Below are 23,742 nucleotides of genomic sequence, written 5' to 3'. Positions count from 1 at the left end.
ACATATTCAAACTAACAGACTTCGGCGATGCCCTCCAAATCCCCCACAAACGGCGGTCGCCGCATCCAGACGCGACGCTCCGGCGTTCACGGCAACGGTGTGTTCGCCGTCCAGGACATCGCGGAAGGCGAGACGCTGATCGAGTACAAGGGCGAGCTCATCACCTGGAAGGAGGCGCTCAAGCGCCATCCCCATGACCCCTCCCAGCCCAATCACACCTTCTACTTCCACATCGATGACGGGCGTGTGATCGACGGCGGCGTCAAGGGCAACGCCGCGCGCTGGATCAACCACTCCTGCGAGCCCAACTGCGAGGCCGACGAGGACAAGGGGCGCGTCTTCATCAAGGCGCTGCGCAACATCGCGGCGGGCGAGGAGCTCAGCTACGACTACGGCCTGATCATCGACGAGCCCTACACGAAGAAGCTCAAGGCCGATTTCCCCTGCTGGTGCGGCTCCGACCAGTGCCGAGGCACCCTGCTCGCGCCCAAGGACGACGAGAAGAAGGACAAAAAGAAGAAAAAGTCCAAGAAGGACAAGAAGGCCAAGAAGAAGGACGACAGGCACTGACCATGGCCGCCCCCTGGTTCGAAGACGACATCGCCGCCGCCGTGGCCCCGCTGCTGCCGGGCCTGGCGGTCGAGGTCGTCGACGAGATCGATTCGACCAGCAGCGAGCTGATGCGGCGCGCCCGCGAAGGCCGCGCGCAGCCGGTGCTGCTGGTCGCCAAGCGCCAGACCGCCGGCCGCGGGCGCATGGGGCGGGCCTGGCAGAGCGCGCAGGACGCGGGCGAGCCCGCCTCGCTGACCTTCTCGCTGGGCCTGCCGCTGATGCCCCGGGACTGGTCGGGGCTCTCGCTCGCGGTCGGCGTGAGCGTGGCGGAGAGCCTGGACCCTTCGAACCAGCTCCGCGTCGCGCTCAAGTGGCCCAACGACCTGTGGGTCGAGGACCGCAAGCTCGGCGGCATCCTGATCGAGACTGCGCTGCCCCAGGACGGCGCGGCCGAGCGCTACCTGGTGATCGGCATCGGCATCAACATCGGCGCGCGCGAGGCCACGGGCATGAGCACCCCGCCGGCCTGGCTCGCGCAATGGCGGCCCGACGCGTCCGCACCCCAGGTGCTGCGCGAGATCGTGCCGCCGCTGGTGGCGCACGTGCTGCTGTTCGGCGAGCGGGGCTTCGTGCCCTTCGCCGAGCGCTTCGCCGCGCGCGACACCCTGCGCGGCCGCGAGGTGCAGCTCAGCGACGGCACCACGGGCCGCTGCGCCGGCGTCGGCTGGGGCGGCGAGCTGCTGGTGCAGACGCCCGCGGGCGTGAAGACCATCACCAGTGCCGAGGTCAGCGTGCGGCCGGCGCCGTCGAACGGCTGATCATGCGGCTGCGCGCGCTCGTCGTCCTCCTGCTGTTGGCGAACCTGCTCTACTTCGCGTGGGCCCGCGGCGGGCTCGCGATGTTCGGCACCGTGCCCGCCCGCCTGGGCCAGAGCGAGCCGGAGCGGCTGAAGCAGCAGATTCGGCCGCAGCTGCTGCAGATCCGCAAGGACGAGGGCGCGGCGGTGGCCAAACCCTAGTCGTCCCCCTGTCCATTGGCGTCGAAGCGCAGGCTGAAACGTGCGCCCGGCGGCTGCTGGCCTGGGTGGGCGTCTTCCAGCTGGACGGTCGCATGGTGCTGCCGCGCGATCTCGAGCACGATCGGCAGGCCCAGGCCCGAGCCGTCGGCCTCGTTGCCCAGCACGCGGTAGAAAGGCTCGAACACCAGCTCGCGCTCGCTCTCGGGAATACCGGGACCGTTGTCCTCCACCTGCAGTACGATGATGCGGCCGAAGGGGTCGCCCAGCACGCGCGCGGTGATCACGCCCGGGCGCCCGGGCACCGAGGGCGTGTAGTTGATGGCGTTGTCGACCAGGTTGCGCACCAGCTCCTTCAGCAGCGTGGCATTGCCTTCCAGCACCACGCCCGGCGCGCCCGCCTCGGCCCCGTCGTAGCCCAGGTCGATGCGCTTCTCGATGGCGCGCGGCACGGCTTCGCGCACCACCTCGATGGTGAGCTTGGCCAGGTCGCAGGGCTGGCGTGCCACGGCGGCGCCGCTGCCCTCGGCGCGTGCGAGGGACAGCAGCTGGTTGACCGTGTGCGTGGCGCGCACGCTCGCCCGGCCGATCTGCTTGAGCGACTGCTTGAGCTCATCGGCATTGGCACCCTCGCGCTGCGCCAGGTCGGCCTGCATGCGCAGCCCGGCCAGCGGGGTCTTGAGCTGGTGCGCCGCGTCGGCAAGGAAGCGCTTCTGCGTGCCGATGGAGTCGCTGAGCTTGTTGAGCAGATCGTTGACCGACAGCACCAGCGGCACCACCTCCAGCGGCACCAGCGATTCGTCCAGCGGGCTCAGGTCGCCCGGCCGGCGCTCGCGGATGCGGGCCTCGATCACCGACAGCGGCTTGATGCCGCGCACCAGCGCCAGCCAGATCAGCAGCACCGCCAGCGGCAGGATCGCGAACTGGGGCAGCAGCACGCCCTTGATGATCTCGCCGGCCAGCACCGACTGCTTCTCGCGCGTCTCGGCCAGCTGGAGCAGGGCCGGGGACGACTCGGGCGTCGGGCCGGCGATCCACAGCGAGGCGACGCGCACCGGCTGGCCGTGCATCTCGCCGTTGTGCAGGTAGACCACGCCCGGCGCGGGCACCTCGTCGGTGTTGGGCTCCGGGACGTCGCGATCGCCGGCGAGCAGTTGGCCGTCGCCGTTCTGCAGCTGGAAGTAGATGTGGTCCGCATCGTGGGCGCGCAGGATCTCGCGTGCCGAGGGCGTCAACACGAAGGGCTCGCCGTCCGGCGTCACGTCCACCTCTTTCGCCAGCGCGCGGATGTTGTATTCGAGCGTGCGGTCGAAGGGCGCGTTGGCGATGCCCTGGGCCACCAGCCAGGTCACGCCGATGCTCACCGGCACCAGCAGCAGGAGCGGCGTGAGCATCCAATCGAGGATCTCGCCGAAGAGGGAGCGCTGCGCGCGCTGGAAGAGCTTCACCGAGCGCTTTGAAGACGGATCAGGGGATTTTTTCGAGGCAGTAGCCGAGGCCGCGCACCGTGGCGATGTGGATCGGACCCTTCTCGATCTTCTTGCGCAGGCGGTGGATGTAGACCTCGATCGCGTTGAGGCTCACCTCCTCGCCCCACTCGCACAGGCGCTCGACCAGCTGGTCCTTGCTCACCAGCCGGCCGGCGCGCTGCAGCAGCACCTCGAGCAGGCCGAGCTCACGCGCCGACAGCTCGATCATCTTGCCGTCGATGGTCGCCACCCGGCCGGCCTGGTCGTAGACCAGCGGGCCGTGCTTGATGGAGTTGCTGGTGGCGCCCATGCCGCGCCGCGTGAGCGCGCGCACGCGCGCCTCGAGCTCCTGCAGCGAGAAGGGCTTGGCCATGTAGTCGTCGGCGCCGTAGTCCAGGCCCTTGACGCGCTCCTCCACGCTGTCGGCCGCAGTCAGCACCAGCACCGGGAGCTGCGAGCCGCGGGCGCGCAGGCGCTTGAGGATCTCGAGGCCGTGCATGTTGGGCAGGCCGAGATCGAGGATCAGCAGGTCGAATTCGCTGTTGGTCATCAGCGCGGCATCGGCTTGCGAGCCGGTGGCCACGTGGTCCACCGCCGAGCCCGAGGTGCGCAGGCTGCGCAGCAGCGCATCGGCCAGCACCTGGTCGTCTTCCGCAATCAGTATTCGCATGCCGCGTCTCCACACATGGCGGGCTTGCGCGGGCCGCCGGGCCGTCTCCCCCTCGGGATTCTAGGCGGCCGCATAGGCTTCGAGACCGATGGAAACCACGGTGGCGATCTCGTCGCCGACGCTGGCGCGGAACTCGCCCTCGGCCTGCGCCACCGCCTTGCGGAAAGCCTCCAGCCAGGCCAGGCCGTCGGCGGTGAACAGCACGCGCCGGGCGCGGGCATCGCGCGCATCGGGGCCGCGCGTCACCAGGCCCCAGGCCTCGCACTGATCCACCAGCTTGCCCATGGCCTGCTTGGTCATGCCCGCGCGCTCGGCGAGTTCGGTCAGGCGCGAGCCGTCGCTCGACAGATGGCGCGTGATGTGGATGTGCGCCGCGCTCACCTGAGCGCGCGCCGCGAGGTTCGACAGCGCAAGGGGCACGTCGGCATCGTGCGCCATCAACGCGAGCACGCGCTCGTCAAAGCGGCGCATCGCGTGGCCCAGCAGGCGGCCCAGGTGGGTCTGGCGCCAAGCGTCGGGGTCGATCGGAAATGTGGGGTCTGTCACGGCTGATCGATAGTAAAGCAAACTGACCAAAAAATGGATTTACTCGAAGCCACCAACCCCTACACTACTGTTCAAGCATCCAGCCTGTGATTAAAAGCAGATTGAATGAATCCAACACAACCCATTGATCTTCAAGGAGTTTTCCACATGGACGCACTCGTCAAAGGCACCAGCATCTCGGTCGCAGGCAGCGAAAAAGCCAAGGCCCTGCAGGCTGCCCTGGCCCAGATCGAGAAGCAGTTCGGCAAGGGCACCATCATGCGGCTGGGCGAGGGTGAGGCGCTGGAGGACATCCAGGTGGTCTCCACCGGCTCGCTGGGCCTGGACATCGCCCTGGGCGTCGGCGGCCTGCCGCGCGGCCGCGTGATCGAGATCTACGGGCCGGAATCCTCGGGCAAGACCACGCTCACGCTGCAGGTCATCGCCCAGATGCAGAAGCAGGCCGGCACCTGCGCCTTCGTCGATGCCGAGCATGCGCTGGACGTGCAGTACGCGCAGAAGCTGGGCGTGAACCTGTCCGACCTGCTGATCAGCCAGCCCGACACCGGCGAGCAGGCCCTGGAGATCGTCGATTCGCTGGTGCGCTCCGGCGCCGTCGACCTGATCGTGGTCGACTCGGTCGCCGCGCTCACGCCCAAGGCCGAAATCGAGGGCGAGATGGGCGACTCGCTGCCCGGCCTGCAGGCGCGGCTCATGAGCCAGGCGCTGCGCAAGCTCACCGCCACCATCAAGAAGACCAACTGCATGGTCATCTTCATCAACCAGATCCGCATGAAGATCGGCGTGATGTTCGGCTCGCCCGAAACCACCACCGGCGGCAATGCGCTGAAGTTCTACGCCTCGGTGCGCCTGGACATCCGCCGCATCGGCACCATCAAGAAGGGCGACGAGGCGATCGGCAACGAGACCAAGGTCAAGGTGGTGAAGAACAAGGTCTCGCCGCCCTTCAAGACGGCCGAGTTCGACATCCTGTTCGGCGAGGGCATCAGCCGCGAGGGCGAGATCATCGACATGGGCGTGGCCGCCAAGATCGTCGACAAGTCAGGCGCCTGGTACGCCTACAACGGCGAGAAGATCGGGCAGGGCCGCGACAACGCGCGTGAGTTCCTGCGCGAGAACCCGTCGCTCTCGCGCGAGATCGAGAACAAGGTGCGCGAGTCGCTGGGCATTCCGCTCCTGCCCGAGGATGCGGGCGAGGCCGCTTCCGGGGGCTGATCACCAGTGATGGCCTCCAGCGCTCCTTCCCTCAAGGGCCGTGCCCTGCGCCTGCTCGGCCAACGTGAACATTCCCGCAGCGAGCTCGAACGCAAGCTCGCCAAATACGAGGAAGAGCCCGGCACGCTGGCGCGCGCGCTCGACGAGCTGGCCGCCAAGGACTTCATCAGCGAGGCGAGGGTGGTGCAGTCGGTGCTGCACCAGCGTGCGGGCCGTCACGGCGCGGCGCGCGTGCGGCAGGAATTGCTGCACAAGGGCATCGCGCCCGAGGCGGTCGCCGAGGCAATTGCCGCTCTGGCGGGCAGCGAGCTCCAACGGGCCCGCGAGGTCTGGCAGCAGCGCTTCGGCACGCCGCCGCACGATGCGGCCGAGCGCGCGAAGCAGATGCGCTTCATGCTGGCGCGCGGCTTCGCCGCCGGTGTCGTTGCGAAGGTGCTGCGCGAGGACTTCGAGGGCTGAGCCCGCCTCGCCGCCGCGGGCTCAGAGCCCCAGCATCAACTCGAGGTTTTGCACCGCCGCGCCGCTGGCGCCCTTGCCCAGGTTGTCCAGCCGGGCGATGACGACCGCATGGCGGTGGTCCTCGTTCGGGAACACGCGGATCTCCAGCTTGTTGGTGTCGTTGAGGCCCAGCGCGTCGAGCTTGCCGTCTTCGGTCGGCGGCAGCACCTTGACGAACTGCTCCGGCGTGTTGCTCTTCGCGTAGTGCGCCGCCAGCGCCTCCTGCAGATCGCCGGCCTTGGGCTTGCCGGGCAGCTCGTCCAGATGCAGCGGCAACTGCACCAGCATGCCCTGCTTGAAGTTGCCCACCGAGGGGATGAACACGGGCCGGCGGGTCAGGCCCGTGTACTTCATGATCTCGGGGATGTGCTTGTGCTTGAGGCCCAGGGCATAGGTCTCGAACAGCGGCGCCTCGCCCTTCTCGTACGCCTCGATCATGGTGCGGCCGCCGCCCGAGTAGCCGCTGACGGAGGGCAGCGCGATGGCGTGGTCGGCCGGCAGCAGGCCGGCGTCGACCAGCGGGCGGACGATGGCGATGGCGCCGGTCGCGTAGCAGCCGGGGTTGGCCACGCGCTCGGCCTTGGCCACGGCGTCTTTCTGGCCGGCCACCAGCTCGGGGAAGCCGAACACCCAGCCGGCGGCCGTGCGGTGGGCCGTCGAGGCGTCGATGATCTTGGGGCGGCGGCCCCGGCCTTCGAGCTGGTCGATGAGCGCCACGGACTCGCGCGCCGCATCGTCGTGCAGGCACAGCACCACCAGGTCGACACCCGCCATCAGCTCGCGCTTGGCGGCCACGTCCTTGCGCAGCTCGGGGGCGATGCTCACGAGCTCGACCTGCGGCATCTTCTGCAGCCGCTCGCGGATCTGGAGGCCGGTGGTGCCGGCCTCGCCGTCGATGAAGACCTTGGGCATGGTGGAAGCCTCGGATTGCATGGGAAAGGACGTAAGAAGAAACTACGTAGTGACCGCAGCGGCCGCCCGCCGTTGGTGCGGCGCACCATGATACAGTCGCCTGCTGTCCTCCGCCCGGTCACCCCCCGCGCGCCGTGGCCCGAGGGCAACACGAAATCTCCCGTTCCCCAACCCCTCGTCCCCGAGAGACACCCTCATGAAGATTCACGAGTACCAAGGCAAGGAAATTCTTGCCAAGTTCGGCGTGCCTGTGCCGCGAGGCATCCCGGCATACACGGTTCAGGAGGCGGTCGAGGCCGCCCAGAAACTCGGCGGCCCCGTGTGGGTGGTCAAGGCCCAGATCCACGCGGGCGGCCGCGGCAAGGGCGGCGGCGTGAAGGTCGCCAAGAGCATCGACGACGTCAAGAAGCTCGCCGGCGACATCCTCGGCATGCAGCTCAAGACCCACCAGACCGGCCCCGAAGGCCAGAAGGTCCGCCGGCTCTACATCGAGGACGGCGCCGACATCCAGAAGGAATACTACGTCTCGGCCGTGACCGACCGCGCGACGCAGAAGGTGGCCTTCATCGCCTCCAGCGAAGGCGGCATGGACATCGAGGAAGTGGCGCACTCCTCGCCCGAGAAGATCATCACGGTCTTCGCCGATCCCAAGGACGGGCTGACCGACGCGCAGGCCCGGCAGATCGCCGACGGCATCGGCATCCCGGCCGATTCGACCGCGCAGGCGGTGGACGTCTTCAAGAAGCTCTACGCCTGCTACATGGAGACCGACGCGTCTCTGGTGGAAATCAACCCCCTCAACCGCGACAGCAAGGGCAACATCGTCGCGCTGGACGCGAAGTTCAACTTCGACAGCAACGCGCTGTTCCGCCACCCCGAGATCGTGGCCCTGCGCGACCTCGACGAAGAAGACGCCGCCGAAGTCGAAGCCAGCAAGTTCGACCTGGCCTACATCAGCCTCGACGGCAACATCGGCTGCCTGGTGAACGGCGCCGGCCTCGCGATGGCCACCATGGACACCATCAAGCTGTTCGGCGGCGAGCCGGCCAACTTCCTCGACGTGGGCGGCGGCGCCACCCCCGAGAAGGTCACCGAAGCCTTCAAGATCATGCTGAAGAACAAGAACGTGGAGGCCATCCTCGTCAACATCTTCGGCGGCATCATGAAGTGCGACACCATCGCCACCGGCGTGATCGCGGCCTGCAAGGCGGTCAACCTGCAGGTGCCGCTGGTGGTGCGCATGAAAGGCACCAACGAAGTCGAAGGCAAGAAGCTGCTGGCCGACTCCGGCCTCCCGATCATCAGCGCGGACACCATGGCGGAAGCGGCCCAGAAGGTCGTGGCAGCGGTCAAGGCGGCCTAAGGAAAAGACATGTCGATCTACATCAACAAAGACACCAAAGTCATCACCCAGGGCATCACGGGCAAGACCGGCCAGTTCCACACCGAGAAGTGCCAGGAATACGCGAACGGCAAGAACTGCTTCGTGGCGGGCGTCAACCCGAAGAAGGCCGGCGAGTCGATCTTCAACATCCCGATCTTCGGCTCGGTGAAGGAAGCCGCCACGCAGACCGGCGCCACCGTCTCGGTGATCTACGTGCCGCCGGCCGGCGCCGCCGCCGCCATCTGGGAAGCCGCCGAGGCCGACCTGGACATGGCCATCTGCATCACCGAGGGCATCCCGGTGCGGGACATGCTCGAAGTGCGCAACAAGATGAAGGCCAAGGTCGCCGCGGGCGGCAAGGAAACGCTGCTGCTCGGCCCGAACTGCCCCGGCCTGATCACGCCCGACGAGATCAAGATCGGCATCATGCCCGGCCACATCCACCGCAAAGGCCGCATCGGCGTGGTCAGCCGCTCCGGCACGCTGACCTATGAAGCGGTGGCGCAACTCACCGAGATCGGCCTGGGCCAGTCCAGCGCCGTGGGCATCGGCGGCGACCCGATCAATGGCCTCAAGCACATCGACGTGATGAAGGCCTTCAACGACGATCCCGACACCGACGCCGTGATCATGATCGGCGAGATCGGCGGCCCCGACGAGGCCGATGCCGCACGCTGGTGCAAGGAGCACATGAAGAAGCCGGTGGTCGGCTTCATCGCCGGCGTGACGGCCCCCCCGGGCAAGCGCATGGGCCATGCGGGTGCCCTGATCTCGGGCGGCGCGGACACGGCGGAAGCCAAGCTCGCGATCATGGAAGAATGCGGCTTCAAGATCACTCGCAACTTCTCGGAGCTCGGCAAGCTTCTCAAGGCACAGATCTAAAGACCGCCGTCCTCCTCGCCACACCAGAAGAAAAGCGCTCGCAATTCACGTTGCGGGCGCTTTTTCAATGCATAACAGTGGAGAAGAGACATGGATTATTTGCAAACTCCCGACTTCTGGATCGGGCTCGTCAAGATTGTCTGGATCAACATCATTCTTTCCGGGGACAACGCGGTGGTAATCGCGATGGCCGCCCGCTCGCTGCCGCCTGCACAGCAGAACAAGGCCGTGCTCATGGGCTCGGGCGCCGCCGTGGTGCTGCGGATCGCGCTGACGGTCGTCGCCGCCAAGCTGCTGGCGCTGCCCTACCTGCAGATCCTGGGCGGCGCGCTGCTGCTGTGGATCGGCGTGCAGCTGCTGGGGGATGAAGACGAGGATGACGGCGAGGAAAAGCAGTACGGCAGCATGTTCGCCGCGGTGCGGACCATCCTGCTGGCCGACCTGGTGATGAGCCTGGACAACGTGATCGCCGTCGCCGCCGCGGCGCAGGGCAGCATGGTGCTGCTGGTGCTGGGCCTGGCCATCAGCATCCCGTTGGTGATTTTCGGCAGTACCCTGATGATCAAGCTCATGGAGCGCTTCCCCATCATCATCATGCTCGGCGCCGCCCTGATCGGCTGGGTCGGCGGCGAGACCATCGTGAGCGACGTTGCTCTGCATGGCGCGTTGGCGGCCAACCCCTGGCTCCACTATGCCGGCGCGGCGGCTGGTGCCGTCTTCGTCGTGGCCTACGGCAGGTGGCAGCGGCGGCGCGCGGCCTCGGCCGTGCAATGATCGCGCCCCCCTGACCACCCCAATTTGACTGATTCATGGCGAACCTAGGCGCATCCGTTTCCCCCGACACCGGCTCGCTCACCTGGGATTTCGCCGCCCTCACCGACCCCGGCCGGGTGCGCGCCAACAACGAGGACACGATCGCCTACGACCCTGGGCTGGGCCTGGTGCTGCTGGCCGACGGCATGGGTGGCTACAACGGCGGCGAGGTGGCCAGCGGCATGGCCGTCGCGCTGCTGCAGGCCAGCTTCGGCCGCTGGCTCGCCCACGCCGGGCCGAGCGCCAACCCGCGGGCGGTGCGGCGCGCGCTGCAGGCCGGCACAGACGAAGCCAACACGGCGATCCTGGAAGCCGGCGTGGCCAACCTGCAACTGCAGGGCATGGGCACCACGCTCGTGCTGGCCGCCTTCGGCCCGCGGCGCGTCATCGTGGGCCACATCGGCGACTCCCGCTGCTACCGCCTGCGACAGGACAAGCTGGAGCTGCTCACCCGCGACCATTCCCTGCTGCAGGAGCAGCTCGACGCCGGCGCCATCACGCCCGAGCAGGCCAGCCTGTCGCCGCACCGCAACCTGGTGACGCGAGCGCTGGGGATCGAACGCCATGTCGAACTCGAAATGCACGAGCACAACGTGAAAGCGGGGGACGTTTTCCTGCTATGTTCCGATGGCTTGAGCGAAATGGTGCCCGATGGGCAGCTTTTCACGATTTTGTTACAACAAACGGGGCTATCTGAAAAAGCAACACTTTTGGTTGCAACCGCGAACGAGAATGGCGGCAAGGACAACATTTCGGTCGTCCTGGCCAGGGCCGGTTCGAGTTCGAGCGACGCGGCGCAGGCATCCGGATCGCCAGGCTCGGACTAGCATTCACTGCAGGTGACCGCCGTGATACAACAAATGAGATCCAGGAGTCGGCCATGCCGAAAATGATCGTTTCGATCGATGGTGTCGTCATCAAGGAAGTGACGCTCGCCAAGGACCGCACCACGATGGGCCGGCGGCCGTACAACGACATCGTGATCGACAACCTCGCCATCAGCGGCGAGCACGCCGTGCTGCACATGATCGGCGGCGACGTCTACCTGGAAGATCTCAACAGCACCAACGGCACCTACGTCAATGGGCGTGCCGTCAAGAAGCAGGCGCTCGAGCACAACGACGTGATCGAGGTCGGCAAGTACAAGATTCGCTACCTGGTGGGCGGCGGCGCGACCGAAGGCGCCACCGGGCACGGCCCGACCATCGTCGCTGCGTCCTCGGAGCCCATTCCCCTGTCTTCCGCGCCCACGGTCCACACGCCGCTGGGCGGCTCCACGGGCGTGGCCGTCATTCGCGTGCTCTCGGGCAGCGGTGCCGGGCGCGAGCTCTCGCTGCAGAAGGTCGTCACCACCATCGGCAAGCCCGGGGTCGCCGTCGCGGCCGTCACGCGCCGCCTGCACGGCTACGTGGTAGCGCCGATCGATGGCGGCACGGCCCTCAATGGCGAGCCGCTGGGCAACGAGGCCGTCGCCCTGCAGGACGGCGACGTGCTCGAGCTCGGCGGCACGCGGATGCAGTTCGTCGCCAGCTGAGCGTGTGAAGCGCGAGCGCCGCCGCGCCCGCCCGCCCGAATGAACGGACTGCGGCGACACGGCGCCCGCATCGCCATCACCCTGCTGCCCGTACTGCTTGCGCTGCTGCACGCCGCGGGCGTCTGGCGGCTCCCCCTGCTGGTTCGGCTGGACCAGTTCATCTACGACACCCGGCTGCGCGCCACGATGCCGGGCACGCTCGACCCCCGCATCGTGATCGTCGACATCGACGAGCCCAGCCTGCAGAAGCTCGGCCAATGGCCCTGGAGCCGCGACAAGCTGGCGCGCCTCACGGACGAACTGATGGGGCGGCAGCAGGCCGCGGTGCTGGGTTTCGACGTGCTCTTCGCCGAGCCCGACACCAGTTCGGGGCTGCCCGTTCTGCGGCAACTGGCCGCCGGCCCCTGGCACGACGACCCGAAGTTCGCCGCCGAGATCGAGCGCCTCGCCCCGCGTCTCGACCACGACGCCCTGTTCGCGAAGGCGCTCGCCGGGCGGCGCGTGGCGCTGGGCTACTACTTCACCCAGACGGCCGAGGCGCGCGCCACCGGGGTGCTGCCGGCGCCGACGCTGCCGCTCCAGGTCTTTCCGCCGGAGAGCGAGGACGTCGCTGGCTGGAACGGCTTCGGCGCCAACATCGCGCAGCTGGCGGCCGCCGCGCCGGAGGGCGGCTTCTTCAATGTGGTGCTCGACCCGCGCGAGGATGGGGTCGTGCGCTCGGTGCCGCTTCTCGCGCGCTACGAGGGCACCGCGGCGCGCCCGGGCTCGCTTGCGCTGGCGGTGCATCGCCTCATCGACGGATCGCCGTCGGCCCCCATGCCGGTGTTTGCGCCGGCCGCCTCCCCGGACGAATCGCCATCGTTGGAAGCCCTGCTGCTCGGCGCGGGCGCCTCGCACCTGCGGGTGCCGGTCGACCCGAGCGCCAGCATGCTGGTGCCCTTTCGCGGCCGCGGCGGTGCGCGAGGCGGGTCCTTCCGCTACGTGGCCGCGGCCCAGGTCCTGGACGGCGCGCTGGCGCCCGGCGAACTCAAGGGGAAGGTGGTGCTGGTCGGCGCCACCGCTCCCGGCCTGCAGGACCTGCGTTCCACACCTGTAGACGCCGTCTTCCCTGGCGTGGAAGTGCACGCCAACATCATCTCCGGCCTGCTGGACCGGCGGCTGCTCGTGGTGCCCGACTACGCCGCCGGCTATGAGCTGGTCACGCTGCTGGCCGCGGGGCTGCTGCTGGCCTTCGGCCTGTCCTTGCTGTCGGCGCCGCGCGCGGCCTTGCTGGCCCTGGCCACCGGGGCCGGGTTGGTCGGGCTGAACAGCTGGCTCTACCTCGGCGCCGGCCTGGTGCTGCCGATGGCCGCCGCGCTGGCCATGGTGCCGCTCGCCTTCGCGTTCAGCATGAGCTGGGGCTACTTCGTCGAGGCGCGCGCCAGCCGGAGCCTGGCCGGCCTCTTCGGCACCTACGTGCCGCCGCAGCTGGTCGACGAGATGCGCGCCGACCCCCAGCGCTACAGCATGCGGGCCCAGAGCAAGGAGCTCACCGTGATGTTCTGCGACATGCGCGGCTTCACCCAGATGTCGGAGCAGATGGAGCCGGTCGAGCTGCAGGCTTTCTTGAACGCCCTCTTCAGCCGCCTGACCCGGATCATCAGCGAGCACCGGGGCACCGTCGACAAGTACATGGGCGACTGCGTCATGGCCTTCTGGGGGGCACCCGTCGACACGCCCGGCCATGCGGCCCTGGCCGTCGAGGCCGCCCTGCAGATGGACGCCGCCGTGCAGGAGCTCAACGACGCGCATCGCGCCAGCGGCCGGGCGGAGATCAGCGTGGGCATCGGCCTCAACACCGGCCTCATGAGCGTCGGCGACATGGGCTCGGCCGTGCGGCGCAGTTACACCGTGGTCGGCGATGCGGTCAACCTCGCCTCCCGGCTCGAAGGGCTGGGCAGCCACTATGGCGTCGAGATCGTGGCCAGTGCCGCCACGCAAGGCGCGGCCCCGGAATTCGCCTGGCAGGAGCTCGACCTCGTGCGCGTCAAGGGCAAGGCGCGGGCGGTGCGCATCTTCACGCCCCTGGGGCGTAAGGGCGATGCGGCAGAGGGGTCGCATGAGGCGCTTGAGCGTTGGGCTCGTACACTGGACGCTTACCGCGCGCAGGATTGGCATCAAGCGCAAGACCTGCTGACCCCTCTGCTCGCCGCCGATGCCAAAAAAGTCCTTTACCGGCTGTATGCCGAGCGTTTAGCCTCGCTGGCGTTGCAGGCCAAGGACCCCGACTGGGACGGCGCAACCCGGTTCGACAGCAAATAGAAATAGAGGGTCTCGCAAATGCAGGTGCGCGTGTTGGGGTGCTCGGGCGCCATCGCCAAGGACTGCCGCACGACCTCGTTCCTGGTCGACAGCGACTTGCTGGTCGACGCCGGCACCGGCGTGGGCGACCTGAGCCTCGACGAAATGGGCGCCATCGACGACGTGGTGCTCACCCATTCCCACCTGGACCACGTGGCCGCCCTCCCGCTGATGCTGGACGCGGTGGCCAGCCGCCGCAACAAGCCGCTGCGCGTGCATGCCTTGCGCGCCACCATCGAGGCGCTGCGGGCCCATGTGTTCAACAACGTGATCTGGCCGGACTTTTCGACCATCCCGAGCCTGGAGGCGCCCTTCGTGAGCTTCCACGACATCGTGGTCGGGCAGGAGTTGCAGCTGGGAACGCAGGCGCTCAAGAACATCGAGGTGCTGCCGGCTGTCCACACGGTGCCGGCCTGTGGGTATGCCGTGCGCTGCGCCAAGGGCGGTCCGCATTGGGTTTTCAGCGGGGATACCGAGCGGAATCCGGCGTTCTGGCGGCGGGTCAATCAGCTGGATGTGGCGATGCTGGTGATCGAGACGGCCTTCAGCAATCGGGAGCAGGCGCTCGCAAAGCGCAGCCTGCATCTGTCGCCGGCGACGCTGGCGGATGAATTGGCGCACATCGCGGGCGACAAGGACTACCCGATCTACATCACGCATACCAAGCCGGCGGAGACCGAGGAGATCATGAGCCAGATCGCCGCGCTGGCGGATGGGTCGCAGATGCACGGGGGCGGGCGGGGGTGGGACATTCGGTGGCTGGAGGCTGCCGGCGTGCTTCAGGTCTGACTCGGAGCGTCGGGGACTGACAAAATTTGTCACTCACTGTGCCAAATCCGCAACGGGATATGTCACATGACGTAAGCAGAGCGTGAACTATTAGACGGTTTGACTGCGTCGAAGCACGTGCAACGGGGATGGCACGGATGCTGCGGAAGGTTGAACGCACCGGGGGCCTTCCTCGGGCCCCTCAACCTACCAGGAGTTTCTTGAATGAACCGTCGTTCCATCGCACGTAACGTGCAAAAGGGTTTCACCCTTATCGAACTGATGATCGTTGTCGCGATCATTGGTATCTTGGCGGCTGTGGCGCTGCCGGCTTATCAGGACTACACCGTCCGCGCGAAGGTCACGGAAGGCCTTTCGCTGGCAGGCGCAGCAAAGACCTCCATCGCAGAGAACGCGGCAAACGGGGCTCCTTATGCTTCGGGCTGGACAGCACCTGCTGCCACCAAGAACGTGGCCAGCATGACGATCGACCAAGCTGCAGGATTCATTACCATCACCTTTGATAATTCCATCGATGGCGGCGGCAAGACACTCATCCTGAACCCGATCAACGGTGGCAAGACTTCTGGTGCTGTGTTCTCTGGCGGCACCGCCACTGCGACCACCATCCCCACTGCAGGTTCGATCAGCTGGACTTGCACGTCTGCTGGCAGTCCGGCCGCTGTTCTCGGCCAGAAAGGCACGCTGAATGGCAAGTACGCTCCCGCCGAGTGCCGCACCTGAACTCGTTGCACTTCTAAGACAAGGCCGCCCTCGGGCGGCTTTGTTCATTCTAAAAATTTGTCCTCTGCAATTTGGTTTTATCTATCGCCTCCAGGCAATCAGATTCCGGGCCAGGTGATGTTAAATTTCACGCAGAACCATTTTGCGATTTTTGACTGATAATACGCGCAACTGAACGTCACTCGACCCAACACTTAGTTAGATCCAAACATCATGACAAGCATATCTACAGCGAGCCACACGACTACAATTGAGCAGTTCATCGACAACTTTCTAATTGCCGTGGATTTCCAAGAGCCCGTGGAAGTGACGCCCGAGACAGAACTGCGCAGCTTACCCGAATGGGACTCGCTAGCAGCTCTGGGTGTAATTGTTATGTTCGATGTAGATTACGAAAAAACCATTGTTGGCGATGATTTGAAAGATTGTGTGACCCTCAACGATCTTTATAAGCTGCTGGGGTGACGGACTATGGGTTTGTCCAAACTCCATAGCGTGCGTTTTGCCGGCATGACTTCGTGCGTCCCGAAGAGAATTTTATCAAATCTGGAAGATTGCGCTCCGAATAAGCGCTCCGAGCGTGAACGGTTGGTGCGAAATATTGGAATCCAAAATCGGCGCATTTGCCCCGACTGGCAATGCTTTTCAGATCTGGCGTTCGATGCCACGGAAAAGCTGTTGAGCGAATTGGATTGGAAGAGAGATGAAATCGATGCCCTTATTGTTATCACGCAATCACCCGACTATCTGATTCCTTCGACTGCAATCATTCTGCAGGATAGGTTGAAGCTCTCGCATGCCACAATAGCTTTCGATGTGAATCTGGGTTGTTCAGGCTACCCCTTCGGCATACACTTACTCGGAAGCATGATTGCCGCGGGGACAATAAAGAAAGGCTTGCTATTGGTAGGGGACAAATCGGCAAATATAAAAGACCCGTTATTTTCCGACGCAGGAACTGCCACAGCTTTGGAATTTGATTCTGAGGCAGCACCCATGTATTTCGACCTGAACAGCGACGGCTCCGGCTACAAGGCAATCATCAAGCCCGTGGGTGGACATCGAGAGCCCTATGCCTACCATCACGGAATTCCGTCTCGCGATGCAGATGGCGATCTGCACTGGCCCGATGAATTAATTCTCGACGGCCCTGCTGTGTTGAGCTTCTCCACCCAGCGTGTTCCGCCCTCGGTTACACGCGCTTTGGAATATGCGGGCCTCGACAAGGAGCAGGTGGACTATTTCGTTTTCCACCAGGCCAACCGGATGATCAACGAGACCATCCGCAAGAAGCTGGGCTTGCCCACGGAAAAGGTACCGTCCACACTGCAGGATTTCGGCAATACCAGCGGCGCATCGCTACCCATGACAATGACGGTGTGTCTCAACGATGCCCTGTCCGCCGGGAAGCATAAGGTGCTGCTGAGCGGGTTCGGCATCGGCTTGTCATGGGGCATATGCATCCTGGACATCGAGAACGCGAAGTTCCCGGCGCTGCTGGAATCCTGATTCATGGAATCGATCAACCCGTTCTCGCTGGCCGATCGGCGCATTCTCGTCACGGGCGCAACATCTGGCCTTGGGTATGCGATCGCCTTGGCCTGTGCCCACATGGGTGCAGAGGTCCTCGGCGTCGGGCGCGACGAGGAACGCCTGCAACGGACGCAGAAAGCGCTGCAAGCGGTCTCTTCCAGACCGCACCGCACAGTCCGCGCGGACTTGACCCAGGCTTCGGATCGCGAGGCCCTCGTCGCGTCGTTGGGCGGCCCGATTCACGGGCTGGCTCACAGTGCTGGAATCTCCCGCTTGTCGCCGGTGCGCATGCTGACTCAGCAACACCTGCAGGAAGTGCAGGCCATCAATGTCGACGCCCCCATGCTGCTGACTCAGGCGCTACTCAAGCGCAACCTGATCGCCGCTGACGGCTCGATCATGTTCATTGCCTCCATTGCCGCGCACATTGGCGTACCCGGCGTAGCGGCTTATTCGGGAACGAAAGCCGCGCTCATCGCGATGATGCGATGCCTGGCCATGGAGGTGGTGAAGCGGCGTATCCGCGCCAACTGCCTGTCTCCCGCGTTGGTCGAGACACCCTTGCTCGACGCCACCGCGACGATGATCGGATCCATGGAGGAAGAGCGAAAGAACTATCCACTGGGATTCGGCAAGCCGGAGGACGTGGCCAATGCGGCCGTGTTCCTGCTTTCTGACGCGAGCCGCTGGATCACCGGAACCACCATCGTCATGGATGGCGGTTTGACGGTCAGCTAGGGCAGAAATGCAAGACAACCGCCGCAATCTGCTGATCGTCGGCGCCGGCGGCTTCGGGCGCGAGGTGCTCGGGTACATCGAGGACGACAACCCTCTGTTCCACGTCAAGGGCTTCCTTGACGGCCGAAGCCACGTGCTCGACGCCACGCCTCGCAGCGTCGGCATCGTAGGTGATCCGCTCACCTACCACCCGCAGCCCGACGAGGTATTCATGGCGGCGCTCGGCGATCCGCGAATGCGCTTCAAGTTCACGGCGGTGCTGCGCGATACGCACCACGTAGATTTCGCTACCGTCGTGCATCCGCGCGCAAACGTCAGCCGGCATGCCCGCTTGCGCCATGGCTGCATCATTGCCCCCCAAGTCGGCATCTCAGTGGACACCCATATCGGTGAATTCACCTGCATTCAGGAATACACGGTCATAGGACACGACGCCCAGATCGGCAACTGGTGCCAGATCAACAGTCACTGCACGATTGCAGGCGGCGCGCGCATCGGCGACTTCGTGACCATCCACCCCAACAGTGTCATCACCAGCCGTGCCGTGATCGGCGATGGAGCTGTGGTGGCTCCAGGCAGTGTGGTCATTGGACGAATTCCAGCGGGCATCACAGTACTGGGCAATCCGGCGCGGCGGTTCAGCTTTCGCTGAGGCACCTTCTTCATGGCATGCAAAACTTTGAGAGTTGACCGAATGAGTCTTCGCCCGCAACTGATTGAATCGTTCTCTCGCGACGATGAGCCGCCCGAGCCGGCGCAATTGCGGCAGCGGCCACTGATAGCGTTCGCACCCCGCTCCAGCTTGGGGCTGATGCATTTGCAGAGCCTGATCGCCAAAGGCGCACGCTTTGTGCTTGCAGTGGATGACTACTGTCGCGATGGCTCCGTGGAAGGCGTTCCTGTTGCTACATCGGGCGACTTCCTGGCACGCAGGAATGAATTTGCTGACGCCATATCCATCGATTTTTCGCAAACACCATATACCCAGGCGTACTACACGCAGCTCGCAGGCCATGCAGGGTGTGAACGCCGTGATCTGCTGCAAGTACTTGCGTGTTTCGATGCGCCATCGGTGTACCAAGCGGTAACTCTTTATCGCGCACGCACCCGTGAACGTGCAGAAGATTGGCTGCGCCTTGCGGAGCGACTGGCGGATGATCAGAGCCGGGAAACGCTTTATGGCGTGCTGCTGCAGCGCCTGGAATACGACCGTCAATGGATAAAGGACGTACGTATCGGTGGGCGTGATGAGTATTTTGGAATCGCATCGGAAACGGACACCTTTGTTCTGGGTCAACGCGAGCACTTTGTTGATTGTGGTGCGCACCGGGGCACGATCGTTCAAAAGCTTCTTTCCGTCACCGACTGGCAATACGAAAGCATTCACGCCTTCGAGCCTGACGCCGAAAATTTTGCCGCACTTCAAACTCTGACTCCTTGGCCTTTGGAGCGCTTCCGGCCGCACCCACTGGCTGTTTCCGACCGCACCGAGGTTTTGCGTTTTCATCAGACTGGCACGATGGGTAGCTGCGTCTCCGAGTCTGGTGCGTCTACCATTCAATGCGTGCGGCTGGACGATATGGTGGAGCAAGCCAGCTTCATCAAACTCGATGTTGAAGGTTTTGAAGCAAAAGCGCTGAAGGGTGCCGGTCAATTGCTGGCCAAACATCGACCGCGCCTGGCGGTCGCGTCATACCACTACGCGGAAGACCTGCTAGATATCGCTCAAACGATCGACGAACTGGCGCCTGACTACACTCTTTATTTGCGCCATCACTTCGGCTATTTCTATGACACCATTCTCTATGCAACGCCACGAAAAGATTGGCGGCCTCTCGCAGCGGCGGCGTGACTACGAGTAGTGAAGGCGTAGAAAGAAATGTCCACCGGTCTGATTGCGCCGAGGCAATACGTCGATTCACACCACCATGCCGCCGAGCTCAATGGCCTGTTCAAGCGTGCCTGGGTCTTTGTCGGCCTGCGACTGGAACTACAAGGGCTTTCGCATCGGGGCGTTGACGTCGGCCATACGAAGCTCCTGCTGCAATGCGACAGTAAGGGAAAGCCTCGCGCCTTTCTGAATGCGTGCTCTCACCGCCAAACACTGCTATGCGAGCGCGGCACGCACAACGGCTCGGTGCGATGCCCTTATCACGGCTGGGTCTACGACCGCGACGGCGTTCCCGTGGGCATTCCGCAGAAGCAGGCATTTCCTCAAGTGGTGGCAGAGCCCCGCCAGTTCAGGCTGACCGAATTCGCGTGCGAAGCAGCCGGTCAGTTCATCTTCGTCCGGCTTTCCGAAGACGGACCGTCCCTGCACGACTATCTGGGCAGCCAATACGCCTTTCTGCTGCGCGCCAGCGAGGGCATGTGCAGCATGCAGGACGAGTTCCGCAAGGACGTCGCGGCCAATTGGAAGGTGGCCATCGAGAACTCACTGGAGGGGTACCACGTGCCGGCGGTGCACTCACGCACCTTCATGCAGGTCGATGGCATGGACAGCGCGGAAAGCGCCCCCCGGTTCTTCTTCCATGACCGGCTTCACAGTCATCTGGAGCACGCTGCCGACCCGGGATGGATCGCTCGGTTCGCTCGCATGGAATCAAAGATCGGTCAATGGCCCTGGCGCTTTGAGCACTACACGCACCACTTCATCTTTCCGAATCTGACCGTCACCTCGTTCATGGGCTACAGCTTTCACATTCAGAGCTTCGAGCCTACGGCGGTTGATTGCACCACCGTCCACTCAAGGACGGCGGGCGTCGAATTCGCCAACGCGACCGCCGCGGGCGCCAAGATGATGGAACACATCTATGCAGACGGCCACACCTTCACTCGCAAGGTGTTCGAGGAGGACGGGGGAATCTGCCGCAAGGTCCAAGCGGGACTTCAGTGTGCAGTGCGTCCTGCGGTCCTCGGCGAGGGCATCGAGGACAGGGTCCGGCATTTTCAACAGGCTTACGTACAGGCCTCCGGGCCTGGCAACGACTGACTCAGCGAGTCAAGAGATCAGGCTTCCTGCACGAGGCGAACGATTCTCTCCTGATCCTGCGCCGCAAGTGCGGGGTAGATCGGCAGGCAAAGCACCTTTTGCGCGGCAAGCGTAGCCGCCGGCAGGTTCTCGGCTTGCGCTGATGGCATTCTTCGATACATCGGAAAGCTGGCGATCAAGGGATAAAAGTATCGACGTGCGTGTATGCCGTTGTCCTTGAGCTTCTGATACAACTCATCGCGACTCAATGGATACTCCGGTTCCACCAGCACGGGAAAGTATGCGTAATTGAAAACCTGGTCGCTCTTCCTTTGCGGAAGGCGAATCCCTGGCAGGTCGCCAAGCGCACGGCGGTAGGTCGCATCGACGCGTTCACGTTGCGCCAGTGCAGCATCGATGTGCCGCAACTGAAGCATGCCAATCGCGGCGTTGATTTCACTCATCTTCCCGTTGATGCCGGCGGCGACCACTGTTGTCTCATTCACGAAGCCAAAGTTTTTCAAGTGATTGATGTGCTGCTTCGTCTTGGCATCCGGGCACACGATGGCCCCACCCTCGAAAGTAGTAAAAACCTTGGTGGCGTGAAAGCTCAGCACCGAAAGATCACCATGGCGCAGCACGCTGCCGCCATCATCACGGACACCGAATGCGTGGGCTGCGTCATAGATGATCTTAAGGTTGTATTTGTCTGCAATTTCTTGAATCGCCTCGACGTCGCACGGGTAGCCATAGCAATGCACAGGCATGATGGCGGACGTGCGAGGAGTAATCGCCGCCTCGATCTTTGATGGATCGAGATTCATCGTGTGGGGATCGATGTCCACGAACACGGGTTCGATCCTGTTCCACAGGAGCGAATGCGCGGTAGCCACGAATGAATAGGGCGTGGTGATGACTTCACCCGTCACGCGTAATGCCTGCAGCGCGGTAACCAGACCCAATGTCCCGTTCGAGAAGAGCGCCAAATGCTTGACGCCCAGGTAGTCACAGAGCGCCTGTTCGAGTTGCTGGTGAAACTTGCCGCCGTTGGTCAGGATCTTGCTTGACCAAATTTCTTCCAAATAGGGAAGAAACTCGTCCAGAGGCGGCAAGTGAGGTTGCGCGACGTAAATAGGCTGAGTCATATGTTGCGAGAGCCGTCATTCGCCTGGTTTTTACGACTCGACCCGGAGCGGCAAGTTTTCCGAATTCTGGCAGTATTCCGCCCAACATTTCTGTAGCGAGTCCTCTAGGGAAGCTGTGACCTGGATGGCCAGAACATTCGTGAGGGAGGTCATCTTTTCTCTTAAGGATTGGCGCACATCAATTAATTTCTCTGGATGACCTGAAAAGTGAAGCGCTCTTTCGACGTAGTCTTGCTGAGTGTCGGCGCAGAAATCGGGAAAGCCAAGCGCCAGCATTACCGACGCTCCGACCTTGGACAATGCCGTATCTCCGTGCAACGCAATAATGGGAACACCCATCCAGAGCGAATGAAAGGTTGTTGTCCCCCCGTTATAGGGGAATGTATCCAATGCCAAATCGATCTGGTGATGCAGTTCGAGATATTTTCTTAAGGAGACTTTCGGTTGGAACATGATCCTGTCACAGTCAATGCCTCGTGCGTGAAATTTTGCCGACATGATTTTGGTCAAATCCGGCGTCGAATTTCCGATCATCAACCGCGAAGCTTCATTTCCCCTTAATATTTCAGCCCACAAGAAAATAATCTCATCCGATATTTTTGAAGGATTGTTGAGGCAGCCGAAGGTAAACGGCTTGCCCTGCAAGACCGGAAGTGCATTGACCGGCGGACTGTCCGGCGAAGGACTGAAAGTACCGCTCGATGGGAGGCGCAGAAGTTTCTCCGAATGGAAGGCCTCACTGAAGCCGGTTGGGTCGAGCGACTCTTCCGTGATTCGGAAATCGACGGCACTAAGCCCCGTCGATGCCTGGTAGCCCAACCAAGTCATCTGTATGGGCGCTGGTTTGCGTGCAAAAGTGAGCAGGCGATTGCGGCCTGTATGACCAGAAAGATCGATCAGAATGTCGATCTGATCGGCGCGAATTTTTTGCGCCAGATCATCATCGGATGCTCCGCTGCAGTTGACCCAGTGATCCGCTAGATTCCGGATTCGCTCGGACACCTCATCGTGAACAGGATGCGAGTAGTAGCAATAAATCTCGAATTTCAGTCGATCGTGATTCTTGATGATCGGCTCAATAAAAAAGGCCAGAGAATGGTTGCGAAAATCCCCTGAAACGTATCCAAGTTTCAGTTTTCTCTGTGGCGTAAAGTCGTTTTTGTAACCTCCCCAATTCGCCTTCAACGGGGCTTCAAATCGGCGAGAGAATTCGAGATGCGCCTCAAATTTCTCCTTCCTTGAAAGTCGCGTGCTGTACTGGATGCTGAGCAAGTAGTTACTGAGAATCGGAGCTTCGTCCGGTGCCAGCGAAAATGCCTTTCCTATCGAGTCGACAGCTTGATCGATGCTTCCAATCTGCAGCAAGGAATTGCCGAGATTGGAAAGAAAATGCGAGGACTGAGGGGCCAGTGCTACTGCTCTTTGATAGGCATCTACGGCTGCAGCGTAATCTGCACGCTCGGCAAACAGATTGCCCAGATAAAAATGAAAATCGGCATTCTGCGGATAATTGAGGATGCCTTCTTCGATCAGGGCTTGTGCTCGATCCGCCTTTCCCTGGTTGAACAACAAAAGACAAAAATCACAGTAGATCTCTTCGAGGCCCGGTGCAAGAGCGTGGGCGGTGGTCCATGCCGTCTCTGCTGCGTCGATCGCACCCAACTCGGCATGAGCCTTCCCCAGCATATAAAAGGCGTCTGCGCTTTGTGGGTCAAGTGCGACAGCGGTCCTTAGCGCGCCGATGGCGGCTTCAAATTGTCCAAGCTGCACAAGAGCGAAGCCAAGGCCGATGTGTCCGGATGGGTGGGTTGCGTCGGCCGCAATCGATTTCTTGTAGAGGTCGGCTGCCTCTGCGAATTTCTGATCTCGTACCGCGGCGTTTCCCTGGGAGCGAAGGGCCGCCGCGTCAATTGGTACCGCGGTCGAGGGTTGAACTGGACGTGAAGGCGGTGAGATGTTGCCGCTGACGGTGGCTCGTCTTTTTCTCAGATAGTTGATGACCGAGCTGAGCAT

General features: G+C 63.4%; 25 protein-coding genes. 19 read left to right on the top strand and 6 right to left on the bottom strand.

Annotated features, from left to right (window positions below; genetic code table 11):
* The first annotated feature begins 27 nt into the window (after positions 1 to 27).
* From AC3A6X_RS21610 to AC3A6X_RS21600, 3 genes are read left to right on the top strand one after another with little or no spacing between them, the layout of a single operon-like run.
* Entirely contained in the window at positions 28 to 570 is a 543-nt protein-coding gene (locus AC3A6X_RS21610; RefSeq protein ID WP_487844136.1) for an SET domain-containing protein, read from the top strand.
* Between the two features lie 2 nt (positions 571 to 572).
* Positions 573 to 1,370, top strand: a complete 798-nt coding sequence (locus AC3A6X_RS21605; RefSeq protein WP_487844135.1) for a biotin--[acetyl-CoA-carboxylase] ligase — start codon at positions 573 to 575, stop codon at positions 1,368 to 1,370.
* 2 nt (positions 1,371 to 1,372) lie between these two features.
* Entirely contained in the window at positions 1,373 to 1,570 is a 198-nt protein-coding gene (locus AC3A6X_RS21600; protein WP_487844134.1) for a sporulation protein, read from the top strand.
* On the opposite strand, the gene AC3A6X_RS21595 is transcribed toward AC3A6X_RS21600, so the two are convergent.
* Genes AC3A6X_RS21595 through AC3A6X_RS21585 form a run of 3 tightly spaced genes read right to left on the bottom strand, consistent with a single transcriptional unit; the run spans position 1,567 to position 4,252 of the window.
* A complete protein-coding gene (locus AC3A6X_RS21595) occupies positions 1,567 to 3,015 on the bottom strand; it encodes a sensor histidine kinase N-terminal domain-containing protein (RefSeq protein ID WP_487844133.1) in 1,449 nt (482 codons plus the stop codon). The two genes, AC3A6X_RS21600 and AC3A6X_RS21595, sit on opposite strands and share 4 nt — an antisense overlap.
* A gap of 19 nt (positions 3,016 to 3,034) precedes the next feature.
* Complete coding sequence (locus tag AC3A6X_RS21590; RefSeq protein ID WP_106556183.1) at positions 3,035 to 3,706, bottom strand: response regulator; 672 nt, start codon at positions 3,704 to 3,706, stop codon at positions 3,035 to 3,037.
* A gap of 60 nt (positions 3,707 to 3,766) precedes the next feature.
* On the bottom strand, positions 3,767 to 4,252 hold the full coding sequence (locus tag AC3A6X_RS21585) for a MarR family winged helix-turn-helix transcriptional regulator (RefSeq protein WP_309959607.1): 486 nt from the start codon (positions 4,250 to 4,252) through the stop codon (positions 3,767 to 3,769).
* 147 nt (positions 4,253 to 4,399) lie between these two features.
* Here AC3A6X_RS21585 and recA point away from each other — a divergent pair, with 147 nt between their 5' ends.
* Positions 4,400 to 5,467: a recombinase RecA gene (recA, locus tag AC3A6X_RS21580; protein WP_309959608.1), complete on the top strand. Its 1,068-nt coding sequence runs from the start codon at positions 4,400 to 4,402 to the stop codon at positions 5,465 to 5,467.
* 9 nt (positions 5,468 to 5,476) lie between these two features.
* Positions 5,477 to 5,926, top strand: coding sequence for a recombination regulator RecX (gene recX / locus AC3A6X_RS21575; RefSeq protein WP_487844132.1), 450 nt, complete (start codon positions 5,477 to 5,479; stop codon positions 5,924 to 5,926).
* A gap of 21 nt (positions 5,927 to 5,947) precedes the next feature.
* On the opposite strand, the gene argC is transcribed toward recX, so the two are convergent.
* The gene (gene argC, locus AC3A6X_RS21570; protein WP_487844131.1) at positions 5,948 to 6,877 is read right to left on the bottom strand and encodes an N-acetyl-gamma-glutamyl-phosphate reductase; all 930 of its coding nucleotides are present in this window, start codon (positions 6,875 to 6,877) and stop codon (positions 5,948 to 5,950) included.
* Positions 6,878 to 7,073: 196 nt separating this feature from the next.
* Between argC and sucC the strand changes: the two genes are divergently transcribed.
* The 14 genes from sucC to AC3A6X_RS21500 all read left to right on the top strand — a co-directional run bounded on the left by sucC (position 7,074) and on the right by AC3A6X_RS21500 (position 20,605).
* Positions 7,074 to 8,240, top strand: a complete 1,167-nt coding sequence (gene sucC / locus AC3A6X_RS21565; RefSeq protein ID WP_487844130.1) for an ADP-forming succinate--CoA ligase subunit beta — start codon at positions 7,074 to 7,076, stop codon at positions 8,238 to 8,240.
* Positions 8,241 to 8,249: 9 nt separating this feature from the next.
* Entirely contained in the window at positions 8,250 to 9,143 is an 894-nt protein-coding gene (gene sucD, locus AC3A6X_RS21560) for a succinate--CoA ligase subunit alpha (protein WP_487844129.1), read from the top strand.
* Positions 9,144 to 9,233: 90 nt separating this feature from the next.
* On the top strand, positions 9,234 to 9,917 hold the full coding sequence (locus AC3A6X_RS21555) for a TerC family protein (protein ID WP_487844128.1): 684 nt from the start codon (positions 9,234 to 9,236) through the stop codon (positions 9,915 to 9,917).
* Between the two features lie 35 nt (positions 9,918 to 9,952).
* Complete coding sequence (locus tag AC3A6X_RS21550) at positions 9,953 to 10,783, top strand: Stp1/IreP family PP2C-type Ser/Thr phosphatase (protein ID WP_487844127.1); 831 nt, start codon at positions 9,953 to 9,955, stop codon at positions 10,781 to 10,783.
* A gap of 53 nt (positions 10,784 to 10,836) precedes the next feature.
* Positions 10,837 to 11,490 carry an FHA domain-containing protein gene (locus tag AC3A6X_RS21545; protein WP_106556174.1) on the top strand — a complete coding sequence of 218 codons (654 nt, stop codon included), beginning with the start codon at positions 10,837 to 10,839 and terminating at the stop codon, positions 11,488 to 11,490.
* A gap of 39 nt (positions 11,491 to 11,529) precedes the next feature.
* Entirely contained in the window at positions 11,530 to 13,791 is a 2,262-nt protein-coding gene (locus tag AC3A6X_RS21540; protein ID WP_487844126.1) for a CHASE2 domain-containing protein, read from the top strand.
* A gap of 18 nt (positions 13,792 to 13,809) precedes the next feature.
* Positions 13,810 to 14,619 carry an MBL fold metallo-hydrolase gene (locus AC3A6X_RS21535; protein ID WP_487844125.1) on the top strand — a complete coding sequence of 270 codons (810 nt, stop codon included), beginning with the start codon at positions 13,810 to 13,812 and terminating at the stop codon, positions 14,617 to 14,619.
* Positions 14,620 to 14,823: 204 nt separating this feature from the next.
* Positions 14,824 to 15,342, top strand: a complete 519-nt coding sequence (locus AC3A6X_RS21530) for a pilin (protein WP_487844124.1) — start codon at positions 14,824 to 14,826, stop codon at positions 15,340 to 15,342.
* A 213-nt stretch (positions 15,343 to 15,555) separates the two neighbouring features.
* The gene (locus tag AC3A6X_RS21525) at positions 15,556 to 15,807 is read left to right on the top strand and encodes an acyl carrier protein (protein WP_487844123.1); all 252 of its coding nucleotides are present in this window, start codon (positions 15,556 to 15,558) and stop codon (positions 15,805 to 15,807) included.
* 6 nt (positions 15,808 to 15,813) lie between these two features.
* Positions 15,814 to 16,851, top strand: coding sequence for a ketoacyl-ACP synthase III (locus AC3A6X_RS21520; RefSeq protein WP_487844122.1), 1,038 nt, complete (start codon positions 15,814 to 15,816; stop codon positions 16,849 to 16,851).
* 3 nt (positions 16,852 to 16,854) lie between these two features.
* On the top strand, positions 16,855 to 17,613 hold the full coding sequence (locus AC3A6X_RS21515; RefSeq protein ID WP_487844121.1) for an SDR family NAD(P)-dependent oxidoreductase: 759 nt from the start codon (positions 16,855 to 16,857) through the stop codon (positions 17,611 to 17,613).
* 7 nt (positions 17,614 to 17,620) lie between these two features.
* Positions 17,621 to 18,265, top strand: coding sequence for an acetyltransferase (locus tag AC3A6X_RS21510; protein ID WP_487844120.1), 645 nt, complete (start codon positions 17,621 to 17,623; stop codon positions 18,263 to 18,265).
* A 42-nt stretch (positions 18,266 to 18,307) separates the two neighbouring features.
* Positions 18,308 to 19,465 (top strand): FkbM family methyltransferase, encoded by a 1,158-nt coding sequence (locus AC3A6X_RS21505; RefSeq protein ID WP_487844119.1) that lies wholly within the window; start codon positions 18,308 to 18,310, stop codon positions 19,463 to 19,465.
* Positions 19,466 to 19,492: 27 nt separating this feature from the next.
* A complete protein-coding gene (locus AC3A6X_RS21500) occupies positions 19,493 to 20,605 on the top strand; it encodes an aromatic ring-hydroxylating oxygenase subunit alpha (protein WP_487844118.1) in 1,113 nt (370 codons plus the stop codon).
* Positions 20,606 to 20,622: 17 nt separating this feature from the next.
* On the opposite strand, the gene AC3A6X_RS21495 is transcribed toward AC3A6X_RS21500, so the two are convergent.
* Complete coding sequence (locus AC3A6X_RS21495) at positions 20,623 to 21,729, bottom strand: DegT/DnrJ/EryC1/StrS family aminotransferase (RefSeq protein WP_487844117.1); 1,107 nt, start codon at positions 21,727 to 21,729, stop codon at positions 20,623 to 20,625.
* A gap of 30 nt (positions 21,730 to 21,759) precedes the next feature.
* The gene (locus tag AC3A6X_RS21490) at positions 21,760 to 23,742 is read right to left on the bottom strand and encodes an O-linked N-acetylglucosamine transferase, SPINDLY family protein (protein WP_487844116.1); all 1,983 of its coding nucleotides are present in this window, start codon (positions 23,740 to 23,742) and stop codon (positions 21,760 to 21,762) included.

This window comes from Variovorax sp. Soil_C_12 (assembly GCF_057657375.1).
The sequence above is the reverse complement of the archived record's forward strand: the minus strand, read 5'-3'. Positions and strand labels throughout refer to the sequence as shown.